Annotated in this window: 14 protein-coding genes; 7 read left to right on the forward strand and 7 right to left on the reverse strand. The window is 60.0% G+C overall.

The annotated features are described in order from the left end of the window. On the forward strand, nt 1-590 hold a 590-nt coding region (locus VGY55_17625; protein HEV2971798.1), incomplete at its 5' end, for an exosortase-associated EpsI family protein. Between the two features lie 15 nt (nt 591-605). Here the strand turns inward: VGY55_17625 and VGY55_17630 are convergent. Further along, a complete protein-coding gene (locus VGY55_17630; GenBank protein ID HEV2971799.1) occupies nt 606-2,654 on the reverse strand; it encodes a hypothetical protein in 2,049 nt (682 codons plus the stop codon). A gap of 90 nt (nt 2,655-2,744) precedes the next feature. Further along, nucleotides 2,745-3,869: a polysaccharide biosynthesis/export family protein gene (locus VGY55_17635; GenBank protein ID HEV2971800.1), complete on the reverse strand. Its 1,125-nt coding sequence runs from the start codon at nt 3,867-3,869 to the stop codon at nt 2,745-2,747. A gap of 486 nt (nt 3,870-4,355) precedes the next feature. Here VGY55_17635 and VGY55_17640 point away from each other — a divergent pair, with 486 nt between their 5' ends. Both VGY55_17640 and VGY55_17645 read left to right on the forward strand, forming a co-directional pair. Beyond that, complete coding sequence (locus tag VGY55_17640) at nt 4,356-8,759, forward strand: tetratricopeptide repeat protein (protein ID HEV2971801.1); 4,404 nt, start codon at nt 4,356-4,358, stop codon at nt 8,757-8,759. Nucleotides 8,760-8,906: 147 nt separating this feature from the next. Next, the gene (locus VGY55_17645; protein ID HEV2971802.1) at nt 8,907-9,260 is read left to right on the forward strand and encodes a DUF3467 domain-containing protein; all 354 of its coding nucleotides are present in this window, start codon (nt 8,907-8,909) and stop codon (nt 9,258-9,260) included. Between the two features lie 133 nt (nt 9,261-9,393). Here the strand turns inward: VGY55_17645 and VGY55_17650 are convergent, their stop codons facing one another. Beyond that, on the reverse strand, nt 9,394-9,714 hold the full coding sequence (locus VGY55_17650) for a tetratricopeptide repeat protein (protein HEV2971803.1): 321 nt from the start codon (nt 9,712-9,714) through the stop codon (nt 9,394-9,396). A 358-nt stretch (nt 9,715-10,072) separates the two neighbouring features. Between VGY55_17650 and lpxA the strand changes: the two genes are divergently transcribed. Then, nucleotides 10,073-10,933 carry an acyl-ACP--UDP-N-acetylglucosamine O-acyltransferase gene (gene lpxA, locus VGY55_17655; GenBank protein HEV2971804.1) on the forward strand — a complete coding sequence of 287 codons (861 nt, stop codon included), beginning with the start codon at nt 10,073-10,075 and terminating at the stop codon, nt 10,931-10,933. A 98-nt stretch (nt 10,934-11,031) separates the two neighbouring features. Here the strand turns inward: lpxA and VGY55_17660 are convergent, their stop codons facing one another. The 3 genes from VGY55_17660 to VGY55_17670 all read right to left on the reverse strand — a co-directional run bounded on the left by VGY55_17660 (nt 11,032) and on the right by VGY55_17670 (nt 16,753). Continuing rightward, entirely contained in the window at nt 11,032-12,192 is a 1,161-nt protein-coding gene (locus VGY55_17660; GenBank protein ID HEV2971805.1) for an acyl-CoA desaturase, read from the reverse strand. Nucleotides 12,193-12,437: 245 nt separating this feature from the next. Next, nucleotides 12,438-15,059: a pyruvate, phosphate dikinase gene (gene ppdK, locus VGY55_17665; protein ID HEV2971806.1), complete on the reverse strand. Its 2,622-nt coding sequence runs from the start codon at nt 15,057-15,059 to the stop codon at nt 12,438-12,440. Between the two features lie 332 nt (nt 15,060-15,391). Further along, nucleotides 15,392-16,753, reverse strand: coding sequence for a DUF1501 domain-containing protein (locus VGY55_17670; protein ID HEV2971807.1), 1,362 nt, complete (start codon nt 16,751-16,753; stop codon nt 15,392-15,394). A 478-nt stretch (nt 16,754-17,231) separates the two neighbouring features. On the opposite strand from VGY55_17670, the gene VGY55_17675 reads away from it, so the two are divergent. The 3 genes from VGY55_17675 (at nt 17,232) to VGY55_17685 (ending at nt 19,878) form a co-directional block, all read left to right on the forward strand. Then, on the forward strand, nt 17,232-18,476 hold the full coding sequence (locus VGY55_17675; protein ID HEV2971808.1) for a glucuronate isomerase: 1,245 nt from the start codon (nt 17,232-17,234) through the stop codon (nt 18,474-18,476). 365 nt (nt 18,477-18,841) lie between these two features. Next, a complete protein-coding gene (locus VGY55_17680; GenBank protein ID HEV2971809.1) occupies nt 18,842-19,150 on the forward strand; it encodes a hypothetical protein in 309 nt (102 codons plus the stop codon). A 152-nt stretch (nt 19,151-19,302) separates the two neighbouring features. Continuing rightward, nucleotides 19,303-19,878, forward strand: a complete 576-nt coding sequence (locus VGY55_17685; GenBank protein HEV2971810.1) for a sigma-70 family RNA polymerase sigma factor — start codon at nt 19,303-19,305, stop codon at nt 19,876-19,878. A gap of 160 nt (nt 19,879-20,038) precedes the next feature. On the opposite strand, the gene VGY55_17690 is transcribed toward VGY55_17685, so the two are convergent. Beyond that, nucleotides 20,039-20,467: a helix-turn-helix transcriptional regulator gene (locus VGY55_17690; protein HEV2971811.1), complete on the reverse strand. Its 429-nt coding sequence runs from the start codon at nt 20,465-20,467 to the stop codon at nt 20,039-20,041. Nucleotides 20,468-20,838: the final 371 nt, after the last annotated feature.

Below are 20,838 nucleotides of genomic sequence, written 5' to 3' on the forward strand. Positions count from 1 at the left end.
CAGAATTGGCCGTCTGCGCCAAGCGAATCGACAACATCCCCTTGGAAGTCGGCACATGGAAGGGGACTGTTGGTCAAAAGCTCGACGAAGCGACCCGCCAATATGCCGGCGCCGTGGGGGACACGTCGATCCTTTACACAAACAAGAAGGGAGAACGAGTCAACGTGTTCGTCGTTTGCGGGCGATTGATGGACGTGATGAACCACCGCCCCGACCGCTGCTATCCGGCCCACGGCTACAAGGAAGAGGGTGAACGGATACAGCGCCCCGTGCTGACTGATTCCGGCGCCAAAGCGGAGTTTCAGACGGCTACCTATTCGAGAGAGGGCTCTCCGGCGCCGGCGCGGCTATATTGGGCCTGGTCGAGCGATGGAAAATGGTTGGCGCCCGACGATCTTCGCGACGACTTTTTTCGCGACAAGCCGGTTTTCAAGATTCATTTTGAGCAAGAATTGACGCAAGCGAATCAATCGATCGACGAAGGCCCAAGCGTTGATTTGATTAAGGTGTTGATCCCCGAACTCAGCAAGACGCTATTCCCGGACTACAAGCCGCCGGTGAAAGCGCCTGAAAAGTCCGCCAAGACTTGATCGCTACCCTCCGCTCTACCGCAAAGGATTGCTCCAACCGGAAGCCGACCGACCGGCGCCGGCTTGAGGCTCGGGCCATGCAAGTTGCGAGGCGTCCGTGCTGAGCACTTCACGGCTCGGCGGCGCTGCCACACGAAGCGGATTGTCGCGGCCGGCCGGCAACGGTGACGGTCCCGCGGGCGCGATGTAAGCTGCCTGCTGCACGCCGTCCGGCGATCCATTATCGTCCGAAACAATCACCGACGCGCCCTGCGGCTTGACGAGCGGTCGAGGCGTCCATGGATTCGCCGGCACCGCGCTCGCGGGCGGCAAGCGATTCGCGTTCAGTGGATCGACGCTCGTGAGTCTTTCCGGCATTGCCTTATCCGCGAATTTAAGGTCGCTCTTCCCGACCGTGGCGCGGCCGGATTGATACGGCTCAAGTTCCTTTCGTTGCGGCGCGATGCCGTCGGCGAACTGAAACACTTCTTTCGCCGACGTATTGCGGGGGGACGATTTGGATTCGACGGGAAAATCGCTAGGCGAAAGGGACGCCGTCCCCGTTTGTTCCGAAAATGCGGCACTCGGGGGCCGTCGCCGGCGGTCTTCGACTATGCTAGCGGTTTCGGCCAAGGGCTTGGCCGCTTCGAGCGATTTTTGGATCGCCAGAGGGTCGATTTGCAAGACGTTGTCTTGGATCGCGGTGCGGGCCAGTCGCCGCGGCTCGGCGGTTGGCGCCGGGATCATTGGCACGGAGATTTCGTTGACCTTGCTCGGAGGCGCTAGACGATTGGTCGAGGCGTCGACGGGGACGAATTGCGGGGATGCGCTCGCCTCGGTAAGTGCGCGAGGATCGAGCGACGCGACTGGGTTGTTGAGCGAAGCGCTCGGGATGAATGGAATCCGGCGCGCGGCGCCGTTGAAATTGTCCGCTCCCGGTTTGAGAGCTGTTTCTGCCGGCAAGGCGGCTCGTGCATGCGCCGAATTACCCAGCACAGCGTGAGATGCATCGGGTGCAACGAAAGCCGAACGGTCACTCAAGCTTGGATCGCATCCTGGAGATTTGGGCTGCGCCGGTTCCATCCAATGCAACGCTTGACCGGCATTCGGAACCGGCGCCGGCATCGTCTTGGAAAAATGAGCGCCGTCGGGAAATGACGAACTCCCGGCGGCGGAAGGGCCGACGTCGGGATGCCACGATTCGATCGAACGGTTTTGGCGCAAGGTCCAATCAACCGGCGGCGATGGCTGCGCGGTCGCCATAGGCGCTTCGTGCGGCAGATTGACGTTCGGCGGCAACGAGGGTGATGGCGTCGCGTCGGTTTGCCGCGTCGGCCAACGGGTTGTGTTTTGTTGTGGAGCACTCCCTTCCGAATGCGTCGGAAAAGAACTGCCGGCCGCCGAGGCTGCCGGTATCGTGCTTGGGATCGCGTTCACCTTCGGAATCGTCACGCCGTCGGGAAGCTGTAAGCTCGCGCGGATTTCGTCCGACCGCAAAACGTTCGTCGGCGGCCATGGTTCCGGGCTGCGGGCAGCCGAGCGACGCGGTTCGCGATTCAATTCGAAAAACGCCGGCATGGCGTCGATCCCTCGATTGGGCGGCGTTTGGTTCAGTTTCTGAGGTGCGTCGGGCGCGACCGGCGCAGCACCTTTGCCCGACTGGGCGTTCGGTTTCTTGGCATTCGGATCCTCATCCGGTGGCGGCAGAGAGGGCTTGTTCGCCGCATCGGGAGGGGGATTGGTCGTCGCCGGTCCGCCGCCGCCGGACGACTCTGGGGGGTTCGTTTTCGATTTGTTCTCGATCTCTTCGCTCGCTGGCGGCGGCTCGACGGGAGGGACTCCAACCCCTTCCACCGCCGGCGGAGCAACTTGCTGCGGTTGAGGCTCAGTCCCCGGCCAGCGGCGCCAAAGCGTCGGATAATAGCCGAAGTATTTGGAGTTCACTGGACAGTTGGGGCAATTTCCATCGCGGCAGCCGGGTAAATCAGCCCCGGCGACAGGGCGAAAGACCATGCCCATCGCCAGCGTCAGCCCCGCCAGGAGACTTGACCAACCAATTCGGTGGGATCGAATTCTATGAGCCATATTTCTCTCGTTTCGCAATCGATTTGGTCAAAACTCGTCGTCGCTTCAAGCCACCGGTCGTCAGATCCGTGCGATCTAACTACCGCCGCTTTAGAAGTGGCTGCTTCCGGCGGTGCCGCCAAAGGCGGAGCCCGGATGCTGGACGCGGAATATCGTCTGCATTCCCAAAGTCGTCACCCCGAAGATTCTCTCAAACGGCGCGATCACCTTACTCATCACGCTATCCGTCGCATACAATTTGTCGCCGTCGATGAAGATGCGGTCTCCGGGCAGGACCTGATAATTAGTGCTGGTGTTCGCCTCCTTGGTGATATCATCCCAATGGACCGGCAACATCTGATCGCAGCCGGAGCCGTTTGGCGCCGGCCTGGCAATCCAAATGTGGTGCTTGCTGGCGAGCTGATTGAGGCCGTTCACTTGGCTCAGCGCGTCGAGCACGGTTTCGTTGCCGGTAACCGGATATCGAGAAACGCTTTCGCCGAGATTTGCGCCCGGGGTCACCATGATGACGTAATACACCTTGCTGTTGAAAGCGCCGACGTCGACGGCCACGCGCGGATTGTCGAGAAACTGCGTCAAGTGCTGCTCCACCGCGCGGCGAACTTCGTCGACCGTCATTCCGGCAACATAGACGCTCCCATAGATTCCCAGATTGATTCGCCCGTCTTGGGCGATAATATGTTCTCCCGCGATCTGCTGCTGCCCGGCCGATTGCGCTAGGGTCACTGAAACCTGTGGGTTTCGGAGTATGTGACTCAATTGTCTTCCAACGGCCTCGGTGGCTTCGTCCAACGACAAGCCGGCGACCGGCACGCGGCCATAACCTGGACCCAAATCGACCGCTCCTCCGGGTTCCACCGTGTATTGCCCAGCAACGGGCTGAAGCGCGAGCGTCCCCGCGGCATTGATTTGCAGCACGTCCTGTGCGGAGATGCGATAGGGGGACTTGGGAACAATCTTCACCGCGTCTATCAGCAGAATATCGGGCGGCTCGACGCGGTAGGGCGGCAACGACACCTTGGTCTTTTCCAAGGGAACCTGCTGGGATGGATCGAGAAAAGGAGGAGGCGAAGGCGCCTCGGCTTGCGAGTTGAAAATGCGGCAACCCGGCGAAAAGCAGCACGCCAGCAATAGCCAAAGTGCCGCCGCCGCAGGTCGTTTTCGTGATCCGTCGAACTTCCGCATGATTTGCGATCCGCCGTCGCTATGCGACATGGCCTGTCAAGGTGATCTTCTGTTCCACTTATCGCCCCAGTCTTCCTCTCTTAGCCCTCAAAGTCGCGCCTATTCACTCAGCCCGAATAATCGGCAAACTCGATCCAGTGGCTTCAGGCAAATTGTCGGCGTAACCGAAAAATCCTGCCCATTTTGCCAACGACGCACCGTGCGACCGCCGCGGGACTCGATGGGCGGCTGATTGACGACCCCCGCCGTATAAATACAATGGACTAAATGCCAGCCACATCAGGGCAACGAGTCAGGGCAGACTCAGGGGGCGGTTCAGAATGGGGTAAGTGGCGAAGAGTTGGCTAGCCAACTTCGCTGGATCGCAAAGTCGGCTGGTGGGTTCTCAAAATGAATTCCAGTGGCGTCGTCGCGCGCCAGCGGTAGGGCTCTTCGATGGGCTTTCCACGGAGTTAAGTTTCAGGGCAGCGAAGACGGTTCGTCCGTCACGCGCCCAGTTCCTTGTCTGAGACACTGATGAAAAAACTGAATCTCAAGCTATTGATCTCGCTCGTCGTCGTCACGGTGTGTCTCGGGCTGGGGTTGTATTTTGGGCATGCGATGCAGCTCAAGAGCAACGAGGGGAGCCTGAAGAAAGAAGCCGAGGCGTTGGTGCAAGAAGGCAAGAAGGCCGAGGCCCTCAAGCGATACACTGCCTATCTTCAACAGAATCAAAATGATCCCGCGGTCTACGTAGCCACCGCAAAGCTGGCCGTCGAGATCGCGAACACTGATCCGAACCCGGAGACTCTCCGCCAAGCCTACAACGAACTCAACAAAGGCCTGCAGCGCAATCAAGACAACGCCGAGCTGCGCGAGAGCTACGCGGAGTTCATGATGCGCGTGGGCTATGGGATGCGGAATCTCAGTTATTTCGAGGACGCGGCAACGCATCTGGAGTGGTTGACTGATCCCAAACGGGGCAAGCATGAGCCGAAGCTCGATCTGCTGCTCATCGAGTGCTACGTCGAGCGCGCGTATTTCGACAAGGCCATGGACCGCTGCGCGGCGTTGACGGGCTACGACCTGAAGTCGAATGTCTTCGACGTCGGTAAAGCCCGCGCGGCGACGGAGCCCGATGCCTACGACATTATGGCGCACTTGATGCGAGAGAAGCTCGAGCCGCATCAGCCAAAGCAGGCCGACGCGGTCATGGAGCAACTCGTGAAGGTGAACAAGGACTCGTTCAAAGCGCATCTTTACCGCGCCCGCTACCTCCAGCAGTACCTGTATTTGGAACGCGCCCCAGCGGCGAAGGAAGCGATGCTAAAAGAGTCGAACGCCGAATTGGCATCCGCCATCAAGCTCGCTCCCGAGGACGCCGACGTGATTCTTGCCGCCGCGAAGACAACGATTAACGACAAAGATTACAAGAAGAGCGAGCAGTGGCTCGTCCGTGGCTTGGAGCTGTTTCCAAAGAAAGTAGACATGTATCGCGTGTGGGCGGCGCTCATGCTTGAACAGGACCGCGCCGCCGACGCTCGCAAACAGATCGAACAGGGCCTTAAGGTCCTTCCGAACAATCTCGATCTGCTTTGGATTCTGGCCGAAATCGAGATGCAACAGCGCGACTTGGAGGCCACCCGAGGCACGCTCAAAGCGCTTGGCAATCTCAAATTCCGTTCAGACTTGCTTGAGTTTATGGAAGCGCGAATTCTCTTTACCGAGCAGAAATGGCTGCCGGCCAGCCAACAATTCGAGCGACTCCGTCCGCAGCTTGCCAGTTTGCCGCAACAGCAATTGCAATGCGATATCTTCGCGGCGCAATGCTATCAGGAACTCGGGCAATACGACAAGCAATTGGACGCCAGCCGGCGGGTGCTGGCGGCCGATCCGACGAACGTCGCCGCGCAGGTCGGCATCGCCAATGCGCTAATGAACTCCGGCAGACCTGACGAGGCCAAAAAAGCCTATGAGCAGATTCGCGCGGCGCTCGGGGAAAAATCGCTATCGATCAAGCAGATTTGGGTGCCGAGCATCGAAATCCTGATGGCGGACCAAATGAAGCTGCCGCCGGAAAAGCGCGATTTCACTCGCATCGAAAACGTGATCGCGAAGTTGGAGCAGGACAAAAAGACCGACAAGAAGAATACGGTCAGCGACTCGGAGATCGCGCTGATCAAGGCGGAGGTCCAGTTCCGCAAAGGGGATTTGAGCGCCGCCTACAAGACGCTTGACGACGCTCGCGCCAAGTCGCCGAACGATCCGGCGGTCTGGTCCGCGCTGGCGACGATTACGCTCCAACAAAAGGACGCCGCGGCGGCGCTCAAGGTGCTCGATCAGGCGCCGGCAGAGATCCGCGGCAACGTCGCCTTGCGGCTCAATCGGGCCGGCATGATTCTCCATCAAAAGGGCGAGAACGTCAAAGCGGCCTTGGCGGAGTTGGATTCGGATACCGACAAGCTCTCGCCCTCCGATCGTTCGCGCCTCTGGTCGGGCCTGGGCAGCGCGTTGCTTTCGATTGGCGACCGCGAAGGGGCGATGCGCTATTGGGGCAAGGTCGCTCAGGCCGAGCCCGACGATCTGAAGATCCGCTTTAACCTGTTTGACGCCGCTCGCGAGATCGGCGACCCCGCAGTGATGACGAGCGTCTTGGACGACGTGCGGCGAATCATGGGCAAGAACTCCCCCGACGCACAATACGTCGAAGCAGCTCGAATGGTCTCGCTTGTCCGTAAGGCCGTGCGCGAACGGACCCCGACCGGCCGGCAACCGGCGGCCTTGGAAAGCGATGAACGGCAGACTTTGGCCTCGGCCCGCAAGCTCCTCGAGAGCGTCAGCCAGGCGCGCCCCGGTTGGCCTGAGGTATCGCGGTTGCTCGGGGACGCTGATTTGCTTGACGGCAATGGCGACGGCGCCATTTCGCACTACAAACAGGCGCTGAAGGATGGCCCGCCAAACTCGGTCATGATCCGTTCGCTCGTAACGCTACTCGCGCAGCGCGACCGCACCGACGAGATCGGACCCTTGCTGGACATGCTTGGGCCGCAGAGCCTCAAAGCAATGAACCTGGACAAGCTTCGCCTCGACGCTCGATTCAAAAACGAGAAGGACAAGGACAACATAAACACCCTGATCGAGGAAGCGAAGCAGGAGGTCGCAGACGACTCACACGACCCTTACGGCCATTTGTGGATCGGGAATCTCTACGCGCGGGCAGACAAGAAAGAAAATGCGGAAGCGTCCTATCGCCGCGCCGTCAAATACGGAGCCGAGATTCCCGAAACGTGGCTCGTGTTGGTCGACTTTCTGGTGAACAACAAGATGAATGCCGAGGCCTCGAAGGTCTTGATGGAAGCGCGGAAGGATCTTCCCGAGGACCGCGTCAACGAGGTCCTCGCCCGGGGGTACGAAGCGCTCGGCGAACCGGTGTTGGCCGAGGAGTATTATCGCGCCCAACTTCAATCGGCTCCCAACGATCTTTGGCCGCATCGCAACATCGCGTCGTTCTATATGCGCAACGGCCGCACCGACGATGCCCGCAAGGAAGTCGTCAAGATCCTGCGGGACTCTCAGAACGATCCGAAGGAGAAGGAACTCTTGCTCTGGGCGCGGCGCCTGATGAGCGAAATCCTGATGGCCAGCGGCGATTTCGAGGATTTCAAAGCGGCCAAGTCCCTGTTGATCGCCAATACGAAGATCGACGATGGCGGTGCTGAAGACCGGCTGCGCCTGGCCAATTTGCTGGCCAGTCGATTCGACGAGCCGGCGACGCTCCGCGAGGCGCTCAAATGGTTCGAGGCGGCCGAAACTCCGAAGAATCCGCTGAGGCAGCTCGACAAGATGACGGTGGCCCGCATCCACGAAGTGCTCGGCGAGTGGGACTTGGCGCGCGGCGAAATGCTGGCCCTGGTTTCGCAGTCCAAGGCGGACCCGAACCTGTACGGCGTCTTCGTCGACATGTTGATTCGCAACAATCAGGTGGCCGACGCGGACAGTTGGCTCGACAAGCTCAACAGCGTGCAAAAGGGGGCCGGGTTGCTCCTGCGAGCGCAAGTGCGAGTCAAACAAGGCCGGCCCATTGAAGCGATCGCGCTCTTGAATCAGATTCTTCCCCCGCGCCCCGTGCCGAAAAACCAGGCCTCGCAGTTGCGAACCGTGGCTCTGTTGATGGACCAACTCGAGTTGCACACCCAGGCAGAGGAGCTTTACCGCGAGTACATGACATACGAGCCGGGCGTGGGATCGCTGCAACTCGCGGCGTTTCTCGGTCGCATCGGTCGGCTCGACGACGCCCTCGATCTATGCGAAACGGCCCTGCAAACGCAACCCCGTGCGAGTGCCTTGCAGGCGATTGACGAAGTGCTTCACGGCCAGCCGCGTCGCGTCGAGCCCCGGCACTTCGAACGCGTTGGAAAATGGTTTGACGGCCTGCTCCGCGACGATCCTGAGTCGCCGGCGCTGTTGATGGAATACGCCAATTTCCTGAGTGCGGCCGGTCAAGACGATAAAGCCGCCGCGATTTATCGTGATGTGCTCAAGCGAAGCGACCTCACGGCCGTTTATAAAGCGGAGACGCTGAACAATCTCGCGTTCGTGCTGGCCGGCCAACGAAAAAATCTTCCCGAGGCCCTCGATCTGGTCAATCAGTCGGCAAAGATCCTCGGTCCCAAGTCGGACGTGCTGGACACCCGCGGCATGATTTATCTGACGATGGAAAAGTATCCAGAGGCCGTCGCCGATTTTAGCGAGGCGGTACTGGTACTGCACCCAACGGCCGTCAAGTTTTTGCACCTGGCGATGGCCCAAGATCTGGCCAAGAACCGCGACGCGGCCCGATCCGCGTTCCAAAAGGCCAAGGAAAAGCGGCTGGATTCGGCCGCGCTATCCAAGATTGAGCAGGGATTCAACGAGCAGCTAACCAAGGACATCGGGCCCTAGACGGTCGGAGCAGACTTCTGGGACTGCCTCTAGTCCCTTTCCGAGCGCCGTCGTAGACTGCTTGCTTGGGAAATGCGCCGTTGACAACCGTTTTGGGGCGATCCAACATTTAGAACGGAAACCCGTATCACGCCAAAGGAGCTATTCGTGTCTACTAATCCAACCGAACGAACCGCCGGAGATGCCGCCAAGCCAACCGCCGGGGCCGAACAGCCCGCACAGCAGCGGATCGAAGTCGACGATTCGAAGGCGGTCTCGTCGTATGCCAATTTTTGCCGCGTGACGGGAACGCCCGAAGAATTGATCATCGACTTCGGCCTCAATCCACAGCCGTTCGGCATGCCGGTCAACCCGGTGGCGATCGCCCAGCGGATCGTGACCAATTACTACACGGCCAAACGAATGCTCCATGCTCTGCAACTCACCGTGCAGCGGCACGAGCAAGCCTTCGGCGTGCTCGAGACGGACGTGCAGAAGCGCGTTGTCGGCGGTCGAGGTTGATCCTGCGCACGGTCCAACGGATCCGATCGGCCCCGAGAGTGCCATCACCAAGTGATTGCGTTCTGCTGGGCCCCCGCTCGCGTTTCGGTCGCACGTTCACGATCGGATTGAGAACGCATAACGAATCTCCGAATTAGTGCGTTCCTCCCTGCACCACACGAGCGCGGGCCATCGCCTCTTCGGCCTCGGGGATTTTTCCGGCCCGCTGGTAGGTCACGCTGAGCGCCGTGAAGCTGAAGGCATCGTTTGGCTCAAGCTGGCAGACGCGTTGAGCATGCGCGATCGCTTCGTCGTGGCGCTTCAACTTCGTGTAGAGCACCGCCAGCGCGGAATGAGCCAGGGCGTATTTTGCGTCCTGAGCGAGCAACTCCGTCAACTTGGCCACGGCCTCCTCGAGTTTGCCGGCGTCCTTAAGTTGGTCCGCCTCGTCGTAAAGTTGTTCGTTGGTCGGCATAATTGGAAACGCTCCGGGTAAGTAGCGAAATTCGTCAGGATTCCGAATGGTGCTAGCGGTTGATGCGCCGCTGAAGTCTAGAGGGCTCAGCTATGGCCTATCCTCCGCTAGCCCGGCGACCGCTGTCAATCGTCCCGGCAGGAAACCCGCGTCGTCCGATGGCGCCCAATCCTTTAGCCACGGCTGCACGGCATGGAAAATCCTAACAATCGCTAGCGGTGTTAGATCTCCGTCAATTGCTACGTTAAGCGCGGCCGATAGAAACCAGCGGGGAGTCCAGCGGTTGTCTTTCGCCGGCTCCAGCCGGAAAACATCGCCAGGACTGCTCGCTCGCCGCACCGCGTTGAGGTACTTGCAGGTGAATATCCACCCCTTGGCGATCGTAAGTTCCGAAGCACAAATCGGCCCGGACGTAACCATCGGGCCGTTCGCCGTCGTTGAAGCGGACGTCGTCATCGCCGCCGGCTGCCAACTGGCCAGCCATGTCGTCGTCAAGGACGGCACGCGGATCGGGCCAAATACGGCCATCCACGAAGGGGCGATTCTCGGCGGATACCCCCAACACCTTAACAAGCCCAAACAGCCCGGTTTGCTGGTGATCGGCGCGAATAATACCATTCGCGAGCACGCCACAGTCCATCGGGCGATGAAGCAGGGATCGGCAACGGTCCTCGGGGAAAGCAACTTCCTCATGGCCGGTGTCCATATCGCCCACGATTGTTGCGTCGGCAATCACGTGATCTTCGCCAACAATGCGCTTTTGGCCGGGCATGTGACAGTCGAAGATCGCGCGTTCGTGTCCGGCGCCGTCGGTGTGCACCAGTTCTGCCGGATCGGCCGGTTGGCGATGGTCGGCGCGCACGCCAAAGTCGTGCAAGACGTGCCGCCGTACGTCACCATCGACGGGATCAGCGGCTGCGTCGTCGGGCTGAATCTGGTCGGCTTGCGCCGCGGCGGCTTTTCGAGCGACGACATCACTCAACTGAAAACGGCCTATCGCTTGATTTATCGGCGGGGCTTGAAATGGACTGAGGTGCTCGAACAGCTCAAGGCCGACTTTCCGGCCGGCCCCGCCGCCGTCTATTCCGAATTCCTCGCCGGCGGAACCCGCGGCTTCGTCCAAGAGCGCCGCATGCCTCCCAGCGCGACAATCAAACTTCGCCCCGTCGCCGAAGAGGATCCCGTCACGAGCGTGGAGTTGAAAGCGAAAGCGGGGTGACGATAGAGGTCGGAGGTCAGGGTTCGCCGAATTGTCTCCCTCGCGTTCCGGGAGAGGGCCGGGGTAAGCGGGATCGCCGCTTCGGCTTCCGCATCTCGTCAGACATTCACGCCTTCACGCTCGCCTTCGAATTCTGCACTTCGCACTTCGTGCAGGTGATCCGCTTCAGCAATTGGCCCTTCGGCACCCAACCGCCGAATCAAGCGGAAATGCGAGGCGAGCGCGTGTCGAAACGAGCGGTTGACCAGATAACGCAGGCCAAACTCTCGGCAGGTGTCTTCGACGACTCTCGATAACGCAGGATAATGAATGTGGCAGATCCGGGGAAACAGGTGATGCTCCACCTGAAAATTCAGCCCGCCGGTGTACCAGTTCACGATCGGATTGTCGCGGGCGAAATCGACGGTCGTCTCGACTTGATGCTCCGCCCAGGAGGTTTGGACTCTAGGCGTGCCGGGGCACGGCAATGGGAATCCGGCCTCCTCGACGCAATGTGCGAGCTGAAACACGATGGCCATTGCGACTCCCTCGACGTACGTCGCTGCCAAATAGACGAGCAGCACGACCCACAGCGGATGCAGCAGCGCCGGAACGATCCATGCCCAAGTAACAAACACGGCCTTGCCCGCCAAGAGCGTCGCCATGTCCCAGCCCTTCGGCCGATTGACGCGGTGCGGGCCGCTGCCGATTCGGCCACTGGCCCAGTCGCGAAAGTCGTCGTACACGTGCCATTTAGCCGGCATCAGGCCGTACAGCAGCCACAGGTAATAGTGTTGGAAGCGATGAAAACCCAGCCGCGGCTGATGCGGTGAAAGCCTGCCGAGGAAGCCAATATCGATGTCGTCGTCGTGATCGGTGATATTCGTATAGTTGTGATGAATCGAGTTGTGCTTGCGGGCCCAGAAATACGAACTGCCTCCCAGCAAGTCGAGTGACATCGCCATGATCCGGTTCACCAGCGGCCGGTCGGAATAGGCGCTATGCCCGCCGTCATGTTGGATGTTGAAGCCGATCCCGGCCATGGACAGCCCCAACGAGAGGGCTAGCGGCAAAACGGTCCACCACTGCGCGGCCCAAAACACCAAGAGCGCATACGACACGGCAAACCAGGTCAACACAATGGCCGTTTTCAGATACATCCGCGGGCAATCGCGTGGCCGCCGGCCAGTCGTCGCAAAATAATGCTCGACGCGGCGACGCAATTCCGTTTGGAATCCGGTTTCCCGCCCGAATTTAATCTGAACGTCGTTGGCCGACATGAGACCGCGGTAGATTCGTGCGGGCCACCCCTGCGCCGCCGAATCCAAAAAGAAAGAATGCAGAACGTGAGTCCTGCCAAGCTCGCTTTCACCAATCCATGTAAAGATAGGAAAGCGGCCGCCGATTCTAACACTTCACAAACGATGCCACAACCGCAATTGGCCGGGCAAACTATCTTAACTATCCTACTTGCCCGCTCGGATCTGGGGCTTATAGCGGAGCGAGAGGGTCTACTCCCGAATCCCTATTTTAACGCCGCTTGCGCCGCCGCGAGCCTTGCAATTGGCACGCGGAACGGGGAGCAGCTTACATAGTCGAGACCGACTTTGTGGCAGAAGGCGATCGAAGCGGGGTCGCCGCCGTGTTCGCCGCAGATGCCGCATTTGAGGTTGCGCTTCGTCGAGCGGCCCTTCTTCACGGCCATTTCCACAAGCTGGCCCACGCCGGTCGCGTCGAGCGTTTGGAATGGGTCGCGCGGGAGCAGTTCCGCCTTCAAATAGTCCGGCAGGAACGTGTTCACGTCGTCGCGGCTGAAGCCGAACGTCATCTGCGTTAGGTCGTTCGTGCCGAAGCTGAAGAAATCGGCGTGCTGGGCGACTTCATCGGCCGTGAGCGCCGCCCGCGGGATTTCGATCATCGTGCCGACGGTGATATCGAGCTTGCTGGAGAGTCTCTTGGCCTGCTTGACCTTTTCGATCGTCTGGACGGTGAGGTCACGGAGGACGGCCAATTCCTTGGCCGCCCCGACCAGTGGGATCATGATCTCGGGCTGAGCGTCGATCTTGCGGTTCTTGCAATTAATCGCCGCCTCGACGATCGCCGTGACCTGCATTTCGAGGATCTCGGGATATGTCACGGCCAATCGGCAGCCGCGATGGCCGAGCATTGGGTTCATTTCGTGCAACTGCGACACCCGGGCCTTCACCTTCGCCGGGCTAACGCCAAGCCGCTGGGCCATTTCCTTCTGGCTCTTTTCATCCTGCGGGAGGAATTCGTGCAAGGGCGGATCGAGCAGCCGAATCGTCACGGGCAGCCCCTTCATCGCCTTGAAAATGCCCTCGAAATCCTCGCGCTGATACGGCAACAGCTTGGCGAGCGCGGCGACGCGGTCTTCCTTCGTTTCGGCGAGGATCATTTCGCGCATGGCCTGGATGCGTTCGCCTTCGAAGAACATGTGTTCCGTTCGACAGAGGCCGATCCCTTCCGCGCCGAAATCGCGGGCCCGCTGGGCATCGGCCGGCGTGTCGGCGTTCGTGCGAATCTTGAGCGTACGATATTTGTCAGCCCATTTCATCACCGTGGCGAAATCGCCGGAGAGTTTCGGCTCCTGTCGGGCAATTTCGCCGACCATCACTTCGCCGGTCGAGCCGTCGATCGAAAGCACGTCTTTGTGCGTGAAAACCTTGCCACCGACGGTGATCTTGCGGGCCTTCTCGTCAATCTGGATCGCGCCGGCACCGGCCACACAACAGCGGCCCCAGCCGCGAGCAACCACGGCCGCATGGCTCGTCATCCCGCCAGTGCTCGTGAGAATCCCGGCCGCCAGGTGCATTCCTTCAATGTCTTCAGGGTTGGTCTCCTTGCGCACCAACAGCACGCGCTCGCCGGCCGTCGTCCGATCGACGGCTTCCTGAGCGGTGAACGCCAGCGCGCCGACCGCCGCGCCGGGCGAGGCGGGCAACCCGACGGTCAGCACATCGGCTGACTTCTTCTTGGCCGGATCGAAGCTCGGCAGCAAGAGTTGCGTCAGATCGCCGGCGGGAATGCGCTTCGTCGCGGTTACTTCGTCGATGAGCTTTTCCTTGACCAGGTCGCAAGCGATTCGCACGGCAGCAAAGCCCGTCCGTTTGCCTGTGCGCGTTTGCAGCATATAGAGCTTCTTGCGCTCGATCGTGAATTCGATGTCCTGCACGTCGCGATAGTGGTTCTCAAGAATCTTCTTGATCTCCAGAAGCTGCTGATAAACCTGCTTGTTCCACTTGGGCATCTGATCGACGGGCAGCGGCGTGCGAATCCCAGCGACGACGTCTTCCCCTTGCGCGTTGACGAGAAACTCACCGTAGAATTTATTTTCGCCGGTCGACGGATTGCGAGTGAATGCGACGCCCGTGCCCGAATCGTCTCCCATGTTGCCAAACACCATCGATTGCACATTCACGGCCGTGCCCAACAGCCCGGTGATGTTTTCGACCTGCCGGTACTTGACCGCCCGCGGCTGCATCCAGCTTTTGAAAACCGCTTCGATGGCCAACTCAAGTTGGTCGAGCGGATCCTGCGGGAAGGGTTTGCCGTGATGCTTCAAGTAAACTTGTTTGTATGCCTCGCACAACTCGATCATCCCCTTGAGCGGCACCTCGGTATCATGCTCGGCTCGATACTTGAGCTTGATCTTGTCGAAGGCCGCCTCGAAATGCTCGTGATCGACGCCGACCACTACGTCGCCGAACATATTGATCAAGCGGCGATAGGAGTCATACGCGAATCGTTCGTTGCCGACCGCATTGGCCAGCCCGGTGACCGATTCGTCATTCAGCCCGAGGTTGAGAATGGTGTTCATCATGCCGGGCATCGAGGCGGCGGCGCCGGAGCGGACGGAGACCAGAAGCGGATCGCTGCGGTCGCCAAACTTCTTGCCAATCTCCTTTTCCAACACGGCGATGTTCCGCCGCACGTCGTCCATCAAACCGGGGGCCAACTGCTTCTTATGCTTGTAATACAGATCGCAGCAGGCCGTCGTGATCGTGAAGCCAGGGGGCACGGGCAAACCGATGCTCGTCATCTCGGCCAGATTCGCCCCTTTGCCGCCCAGCAACGGCTTCTGGTCGCCGCGACCGTCGGTGCGGGTCGCCCCGAAATAGTAAATCATCCGCTCGCCGCTGCTTTTGTCGGCCTTGGCAGGCTTCGCGGCTTTCTTGGGCCTGGGCTTCGTGACGGTAGCCATCTGGGTGTATCTCCTGAAAGCGTGAAAGCGGGGAATTCCCGCCGCAGATTTCGCCATTCGATCAAGCCGGGCAGTTTATCAGCGGCCGGGTAGAGCGTCAATGAAGCGCCAAAAGTCGCCAATCGTTCGACGGTTGAAGTTCAGCTTTTAGGCTGCACCACGTAGGCTGAAGCCTGAACTCCAACGATCAGCTATCGGTCGCAGAGTCATGCCCGAGAAATCCGGCGTTATGGTACGACGGGGCGTCTTGGCGTCGCTCAAAACAATTCGCTGATCGCGCGGCCGTTGTCGATGGCCGGGACGGGGCGGCCGGAGTGGTTGAGGAATTTGATGCTTGGATCGACGCCGAGCACGCTGTAGATCGTGGCGTGAATGTCTTGAGGAGTGACGGGGCAGTCTTTCGGTGCTTCGCCGAGGCGATTCGTCGAGCCGATGATTCGACCGCCTTTCACGCCGCCGCCGGCCAGCAGGCAGAACATAGCGTTACCCCAATGGTCGCGGCCAGGGGTCCCTCTGCTCATGCCGTCATTCATCCGCGGCGTGCGGCCGAACTCGCCGCACATCACCACGAGGACTCGCTCCGAAAGCCCGCGCTCCGACAAATCCGTGAGCAAACCCGAAACGGCCATATCGACTTTCGGCAGGTGGTCTTCCAAGCCTTGTTGCAGGTCCCAGTGATGATCCCAGCCGCCAAAATTCAGCGTGACGAATGTGCTGCCGGCTTCGACGAGACGCCGAGCCAAGAGAGCACTTTGCCCCCAGTTGTTTCGCCCGTAACGATCGCGATTCGCATCCGCTTCGGAATCGATGTCGAACGCCTTGCGCGCCGTGCCGCCGGCGACGAATTCAAACGCCTGCCGCTGAAAACGATCCATCGCTTCCATCGTGCCCGAAAGATCGCCCACTTGCCGCAAGCGATCGAAATGCTGTCGCAACGCCCTGCGGCTCTCCAAGCGATCGAGAGTCAAATTGGGCGGAAGCTGAAATCCCTGAACTTTGAAATTCGGGGCATTCGGGTCGCCGTCAGTCTCAAATGGATTGAATTCGCGGCCGACGTAATTGCCGCCAAAATAGCCCGGTCGCAAGCCGACGCTCGATGCAAAAGGTATCGCCGCATAGGCTGGCATTCCGGTAGTTCGTGGTCCGCAAACTCGCGCCGCGATCGCGCCGATGCCGGGCGATTTACCGGCTTGATCCGCGCCGTTCGCTCCCGGCCGGCCGGTGAGCATGCGGTGAGCGCCGCCGAAATGATCGCCATCATTGTGATAGAGCGAGCGGACGACCGAAAACTTGTCGGCCAACTTCGCCTGGCGCGGGAAAAGTTCGCTAATCTCAAAGCCGGAGACGTTCGTCTTGATCGGTCGCCAGATGCCGCGATATTCAGCCGGGGCCTCTGGCTTCATGTCATACGTGTCCATGTGGCTCGGCCCGCCGTCGAGCCAGACGAGTATGACCGACGTGTCTTTCGCCGGTTGCCCGAGCGCGGCCGACATGGCTTTCGCCCGAAGCACGTCGGCCAGGCCGGCGCTAGCCATTCCGGCGACTCCGATCTTTAAAAACGAGCGGCGGCTTAAACCATCGCAATAGGCGCGCGTGCGTCCGGCATGGGTCGCGAACATGGCGGGGCTCCTGGTATGAAGCGTGTGTGGAAGGCGGGTTGTACGGCAGGCGGGACTTCGACCGTCGCGTAGGCGGCCAAAGCACGTATCGGCAGGCTTCGATCCGTCGGTCAGTCTAGCCGAAAGCCAGCATTCGCGTCAAATAAATCTTGGAATTGAAAAGGCAGCTCTTTCGTGGTTCGACCGGCGGCGCGAAATTCTGGATGCGAGATTGGAGCCGGCCTGGACATATTATTGTGACGGACCGCATGGGTCATGGAAGAACGGATTGAATGTGAAAGGCGATGGACTCAGTTGAATCCAGCTAAACGCTCGGCCTGGTCGAAGTCTCGATGAAGGTCAGATATAATCGTTTGACCACGCCGCTCCCAGGGTCCATGTCTCGTTCGCATTTAGCGGGCGTCCGGAGTGTCCGCGTCTTTGAACCTTATCCATCGTCCCGCGCGCTTTGATGCCCCATCCCATTCGCCCCTGATCCATGTCCGCCGAACTTCAAAAACGCCTGTTCGCTGAGCTGAATTCGATCGCGTTGATCGATCCGCACACGCACATCGATCCGCGCCACCCGGCGTCGGAGACGCTGGCGGATTTGCTCGGCTACCACTATTTCACCGAGTTGATCCACTCGGCCGGAATGCCGCGGGAACAGATTGAGCAGCGAGGTTTACACCCAAAGGAATTGGTGGCCCGGCTCGTCGGCGGACTGGAACCGCTCGAGAACACAATTCAATACAGTTGGCTGATCGAGACCGCGCGGGAATTCTTCGGCTTCGACGACGAGCGAATTACGGCGAAGAATTGGGAATCGCTCTACGATCGCGCGACCTCGCAAATGGCGACCCGCGATTGGGCCGAGCGAGTGCTGATCAAGAGCGGAATCGAGACTGTTTTTCTGACCAACGATTTCGACGATCCACTCGAAGGCTTTGACACTCGAACGTACGTTCCCTGCCTGAGGACCGACGACCTCGTGTTTCACTTATCGAAACCAGCCGTTCTCGAGCGCTTGGAAAAGGCCGGCGGTATCTCGGTTGGCGCCCCGTCGTCGCTGCGGCATGCAATCGGCCGATTGTTTGAGCACTTTATCTCGCGCGGGGCGCGGGCCTGCGCGATTTCGCTGCCCCCCGATTTCACTCCCCGAAAAGTGTCGGATTCCGACGCCAAAACCGCGATGCCGCACTTCGTCTTCTGGATGCTCGCAGAGTTTTGCGCGGAGTATCGCTTGCCGTTCGATTTAATGATTGGAGTGAATCGAAGAGTCTACGAAGGGGGCGTAACCCAGGGGCGGGACTTGTTCGACAGCCGCGTCTCGCTCATTCAGTATCGCGAGCTATTCAATAGCTTTCCGCAGGTCACATTTCCGATCTCGGTCTTGGCCAGCGTGACGAATCAGGAGCTGGTCAGTTACGCCTGGATATTTCCGAATATCGTGACCCATGGGCATTGGTGGTATTCGAACACGCCACCATTCATCGAGCACGATCTAGCCGCCCGGCTGATGGCGATCCCGGCGACAAAGCAAATCGGCTACTACAGCGACATGTACAAGCTGGAGTTTGCGCTGCCGAAGTTCGCGATGTTCAAGCGGATTCTGGCCAAAGTGCTGGCCGAGCGATTTGTCGTCGAACAGGGCTGGAGCGAAGAGCGGGCAGTTGCGCTCGGTCGGCAGGTGCTTCGCGGAAATGTCGAGCGGGTGTTTGGGAGGGGCGAGGGACGGGTGTGACGGCACAAAACGCTCGTTAGCCGGTTCGCTTGCGAACCTGAGGATATGCTTCGAAACGGCGTGAAATTGCTACGGGCGAGTCGGCTCTAACCATTGACTGCAAAATTGGTTAGCGTCCGGTATCGTGCCAGATTTCGGACTTCCGACGGCGTCATCCCGCCGCAAGCGGCGGGGCTAACGAACCTACCGTCTAATTCTTCGCGCGAACCTTTTCTGCCGATATTCCGTCCTAGGAAGGTCGGAGACTTCTGTTTTCGACGCGAGTAAGATACTATTGTCATTGTCGGGCCGGTTGCGGAGAATTCTCCGTTTCTGGACCGTTTTTTCTCGTTCTCTCCAAACCGCGCAACGCACAGGAGCGAGCCATGCGTAACCTTATCCAGACCGCCGCCACGATTCGCAACGTCTTTGCCTCCGGCCAAGACGCCGCCATCGCGTCGACCAGCGATAAGCGTTACAGCACGCGCAGCTCCCTTCTCAATTGGGTCGCGTTGAATTCGGGGCATGCGCATCGCGCAGGCGCCGGATGTCGGCGCGGCTTGGTGCGCTGGCTGAAAACAGCCGCCGCGCGCTTGTCCGGCGCCGCCGAAGCGTATGGCTTGGCGCTGCTGGGCATGGCGATGCGCCGGCAGCCAGTAGCCCCGCGTGTCGTCCGTCGCTTGGCAGTACGGTAACACCGCTTTTCCGCGGAAAACCTGACTGACGCGACCGACGGACGCCGGCCCCGGCCCGTGCGAAGCAACCGCATTGTTTCGCTTGCCGCGGCCAGCCCCTTTGCCCCCTTTTTCGCCCGCGGAATGATTCCGGGGCTTTTTTGGAGAGAACCATGAACCTGCTCGAAGATGAAGTTTCGATTTCCGCGTCGCCGCTAGTGGATTTGGTGCTGCGCGCCCAAGCGGGCGACCGGGAGGCGCTCGGCCAGTTGATGGTCCGCTACGAAGGGGCCGTCTACGCGATCGCGCTGCGCCGGTTGAGCAACCACGCCGAGGCGCAGGAACTCTCCCAAGAAGTGTTTGTCCAGGCCATGGAAAAGATTGACCAGTTGCGCCAGCCGGAGTGCTTTGGTGGCTGGATTCGGTCGATTGCCAAGCGGATGGCGATCAATCGGGCCGTCCGCCGGACGCCGCTATTGTCTGCGCAGCCCGACGAACTCGAAGGGTGCGTCGAACAGCGGACGCCGCTGGCCAGCGCATTGGCCTCGGAAGAGCGCTCTCAAGTTCGGGCCGGCCTGAATCGGCTGCGGAAGCTCGACCGGCAGACGCTCGAGGCGTTTTACGTCCACGGGCGTTCGCTGGCCGAGATGAGCGCCTATTTCGAGTCGCCCCTGGGGACGATCAAGCGGCGTCTGCACGTCGCTCGGAAGCGGCTGGCGCAGGAGCTGGCGGAGTTAGCGCCGGTGTGACCAACAATCGTGAAATCCACTGCTACGACCGAGCCGGTCGGCGTACGCCGCCGGATTTCCGGCCTCAAATGAAGGCTCCCCTGTTCGTTGCCCGGCGTGGGTCGAAAACGACCGGCGCCGGGCATTTTTGCCGTCCGACAGCGTGCGGTGTGATAGAGAATCAGGAATGGGCCGCTTGCGTTGGCGTCGACATTGGCGCGGGTGTGATCGCGGGGCCCGCCGGGAGCGGCTCGCCTGCGGCTAATCCCATCATCAAATGGCGACCGACGGCCGCGGCATAACGCGTCAGCGTTGAAAGCGGCGGATTAAGATCGCGATGCTCCTCTAAATGCTCGATCTGCTGAGACTTGATCCCCGCCCGCTGTGCAACCGTTTCCCGCGATAGTCCGCGACGTTCCCGCTCCGCGCGCAGAGAGTCGACCATCGACCGCAATTCGTGGAGATCAGCCCACGATCCGGGTCCAGGAGCCTCACTTTGCAGTCGCCGTGCGATTTCCACCTTCTCATGCTCGATCTGCTGGCGAATCGTCCGATACTTGGCGGCCTCGTCCGACGTCAATCGGCGGCCGCGCGTGATGCGCTCCTTCACGGTTCACCTTCGACTTCATACGCGGTGATAGGATAAATCATGTCCGCATCTATCTCGACGAAGACGACCGCCACGCACGGCCATCGTCAGTGTAGCCGAATACGATCGGATTTCCGGAAGATCGACTCACGTCGAACAGATCCGGGTTGGAAACGACGAATTCCACCTCTTCTTTGGATAGGCCGTGGTCGGCAATATGCTGCACGTTTCCTTCCGAGTCGTCGTCCAAGTCGGGTGAGCGTCTTATTAGTTGGTAGATTCAGACGGCGGTTCCGTACCAGAAGGTTTCCCATTGGCCGGGTTGGCTGAGGAAGAGCGCTCGCAGATGGCAGACGTTATTGCTGCCGCGTTCTCGCCACCGCATGCCCGTG

This window comes from Pirellulales bacterium (assembly GCA_035939775.1).
In the GTDB taxonomy this organism is placed as follows: Bacteria; Planctomycetota; Planctomycetia; order Pirellulales; family DATAWG01; genus DASZFO01.

Coding starts and splice junctions, on each gene's coding strand:
- VGY55_17650 (HEV2971803.1), bottom strand. CDS start 9,714: ATGCCGACCAACGAACAACTTTACGACGAGGCGGACCAACTTAAGGAC.
- VGY55_17660 (HEV2971805.1), bottom strand. CDS start 12,192: ATGTCGGCCAACGACGTTCAGATTAAATTCGGGCGGGAAACCGGATTC.
- VGY55_17640 (HEV2971801.1), top strand. CDS start 4,356: ATGAAAAAACTGAATCTCAAGCTATTGATCTCGCTCGTCGTCGTCACG.
- VGY55_17630 (HEV2971799.1), bottom strand. CDS start 2,654: ATGGCTCATAGAATTCGATCCCACCGAATTGGTTGGTCAAGTCTCCTG.
- VGY55_17675 (HEV2971808.1), top strand. CDS start 17,232: ATGTCCGCCGAACTTCAAAAACGCCTGTTCGCTGAGCTGAATTCGATC.
- VGY55_17685 (HEV2971810.1), top strand. CDS start 19,303: ATGAACCTGCTCGAAGATGAAGTTTCGATTTCCGCGTCGCCGCTAGTG.
- ppdK (HEV2971806.1), bottom strand. CDS start 15,059: ATGATTTACTATTTCGGGGCGACCCGCACCGACGGTCGCGGCGACCAG.
- VGY55_17680 (HEV2971809.1), top strand. CDS start 18,842: ATGCGTAACCTTATCCAGACCGCCGCCACGATTCGCAACGTCTTTGCC.
- VGY55_17670 (HEV2971807.1), bottom strand. CDS start 16,753: ATGTTCGCGACCCATGCCGGACGCACGCGCGCCTATTGCGATGGTTTA.
- VGY55_17635 (HEV2971800.1), bottom strand. CDS start 3,869: ATGTCGCATAGCGACGGCGGATCGCAAATCATGCGGAAGTTCGACGGA.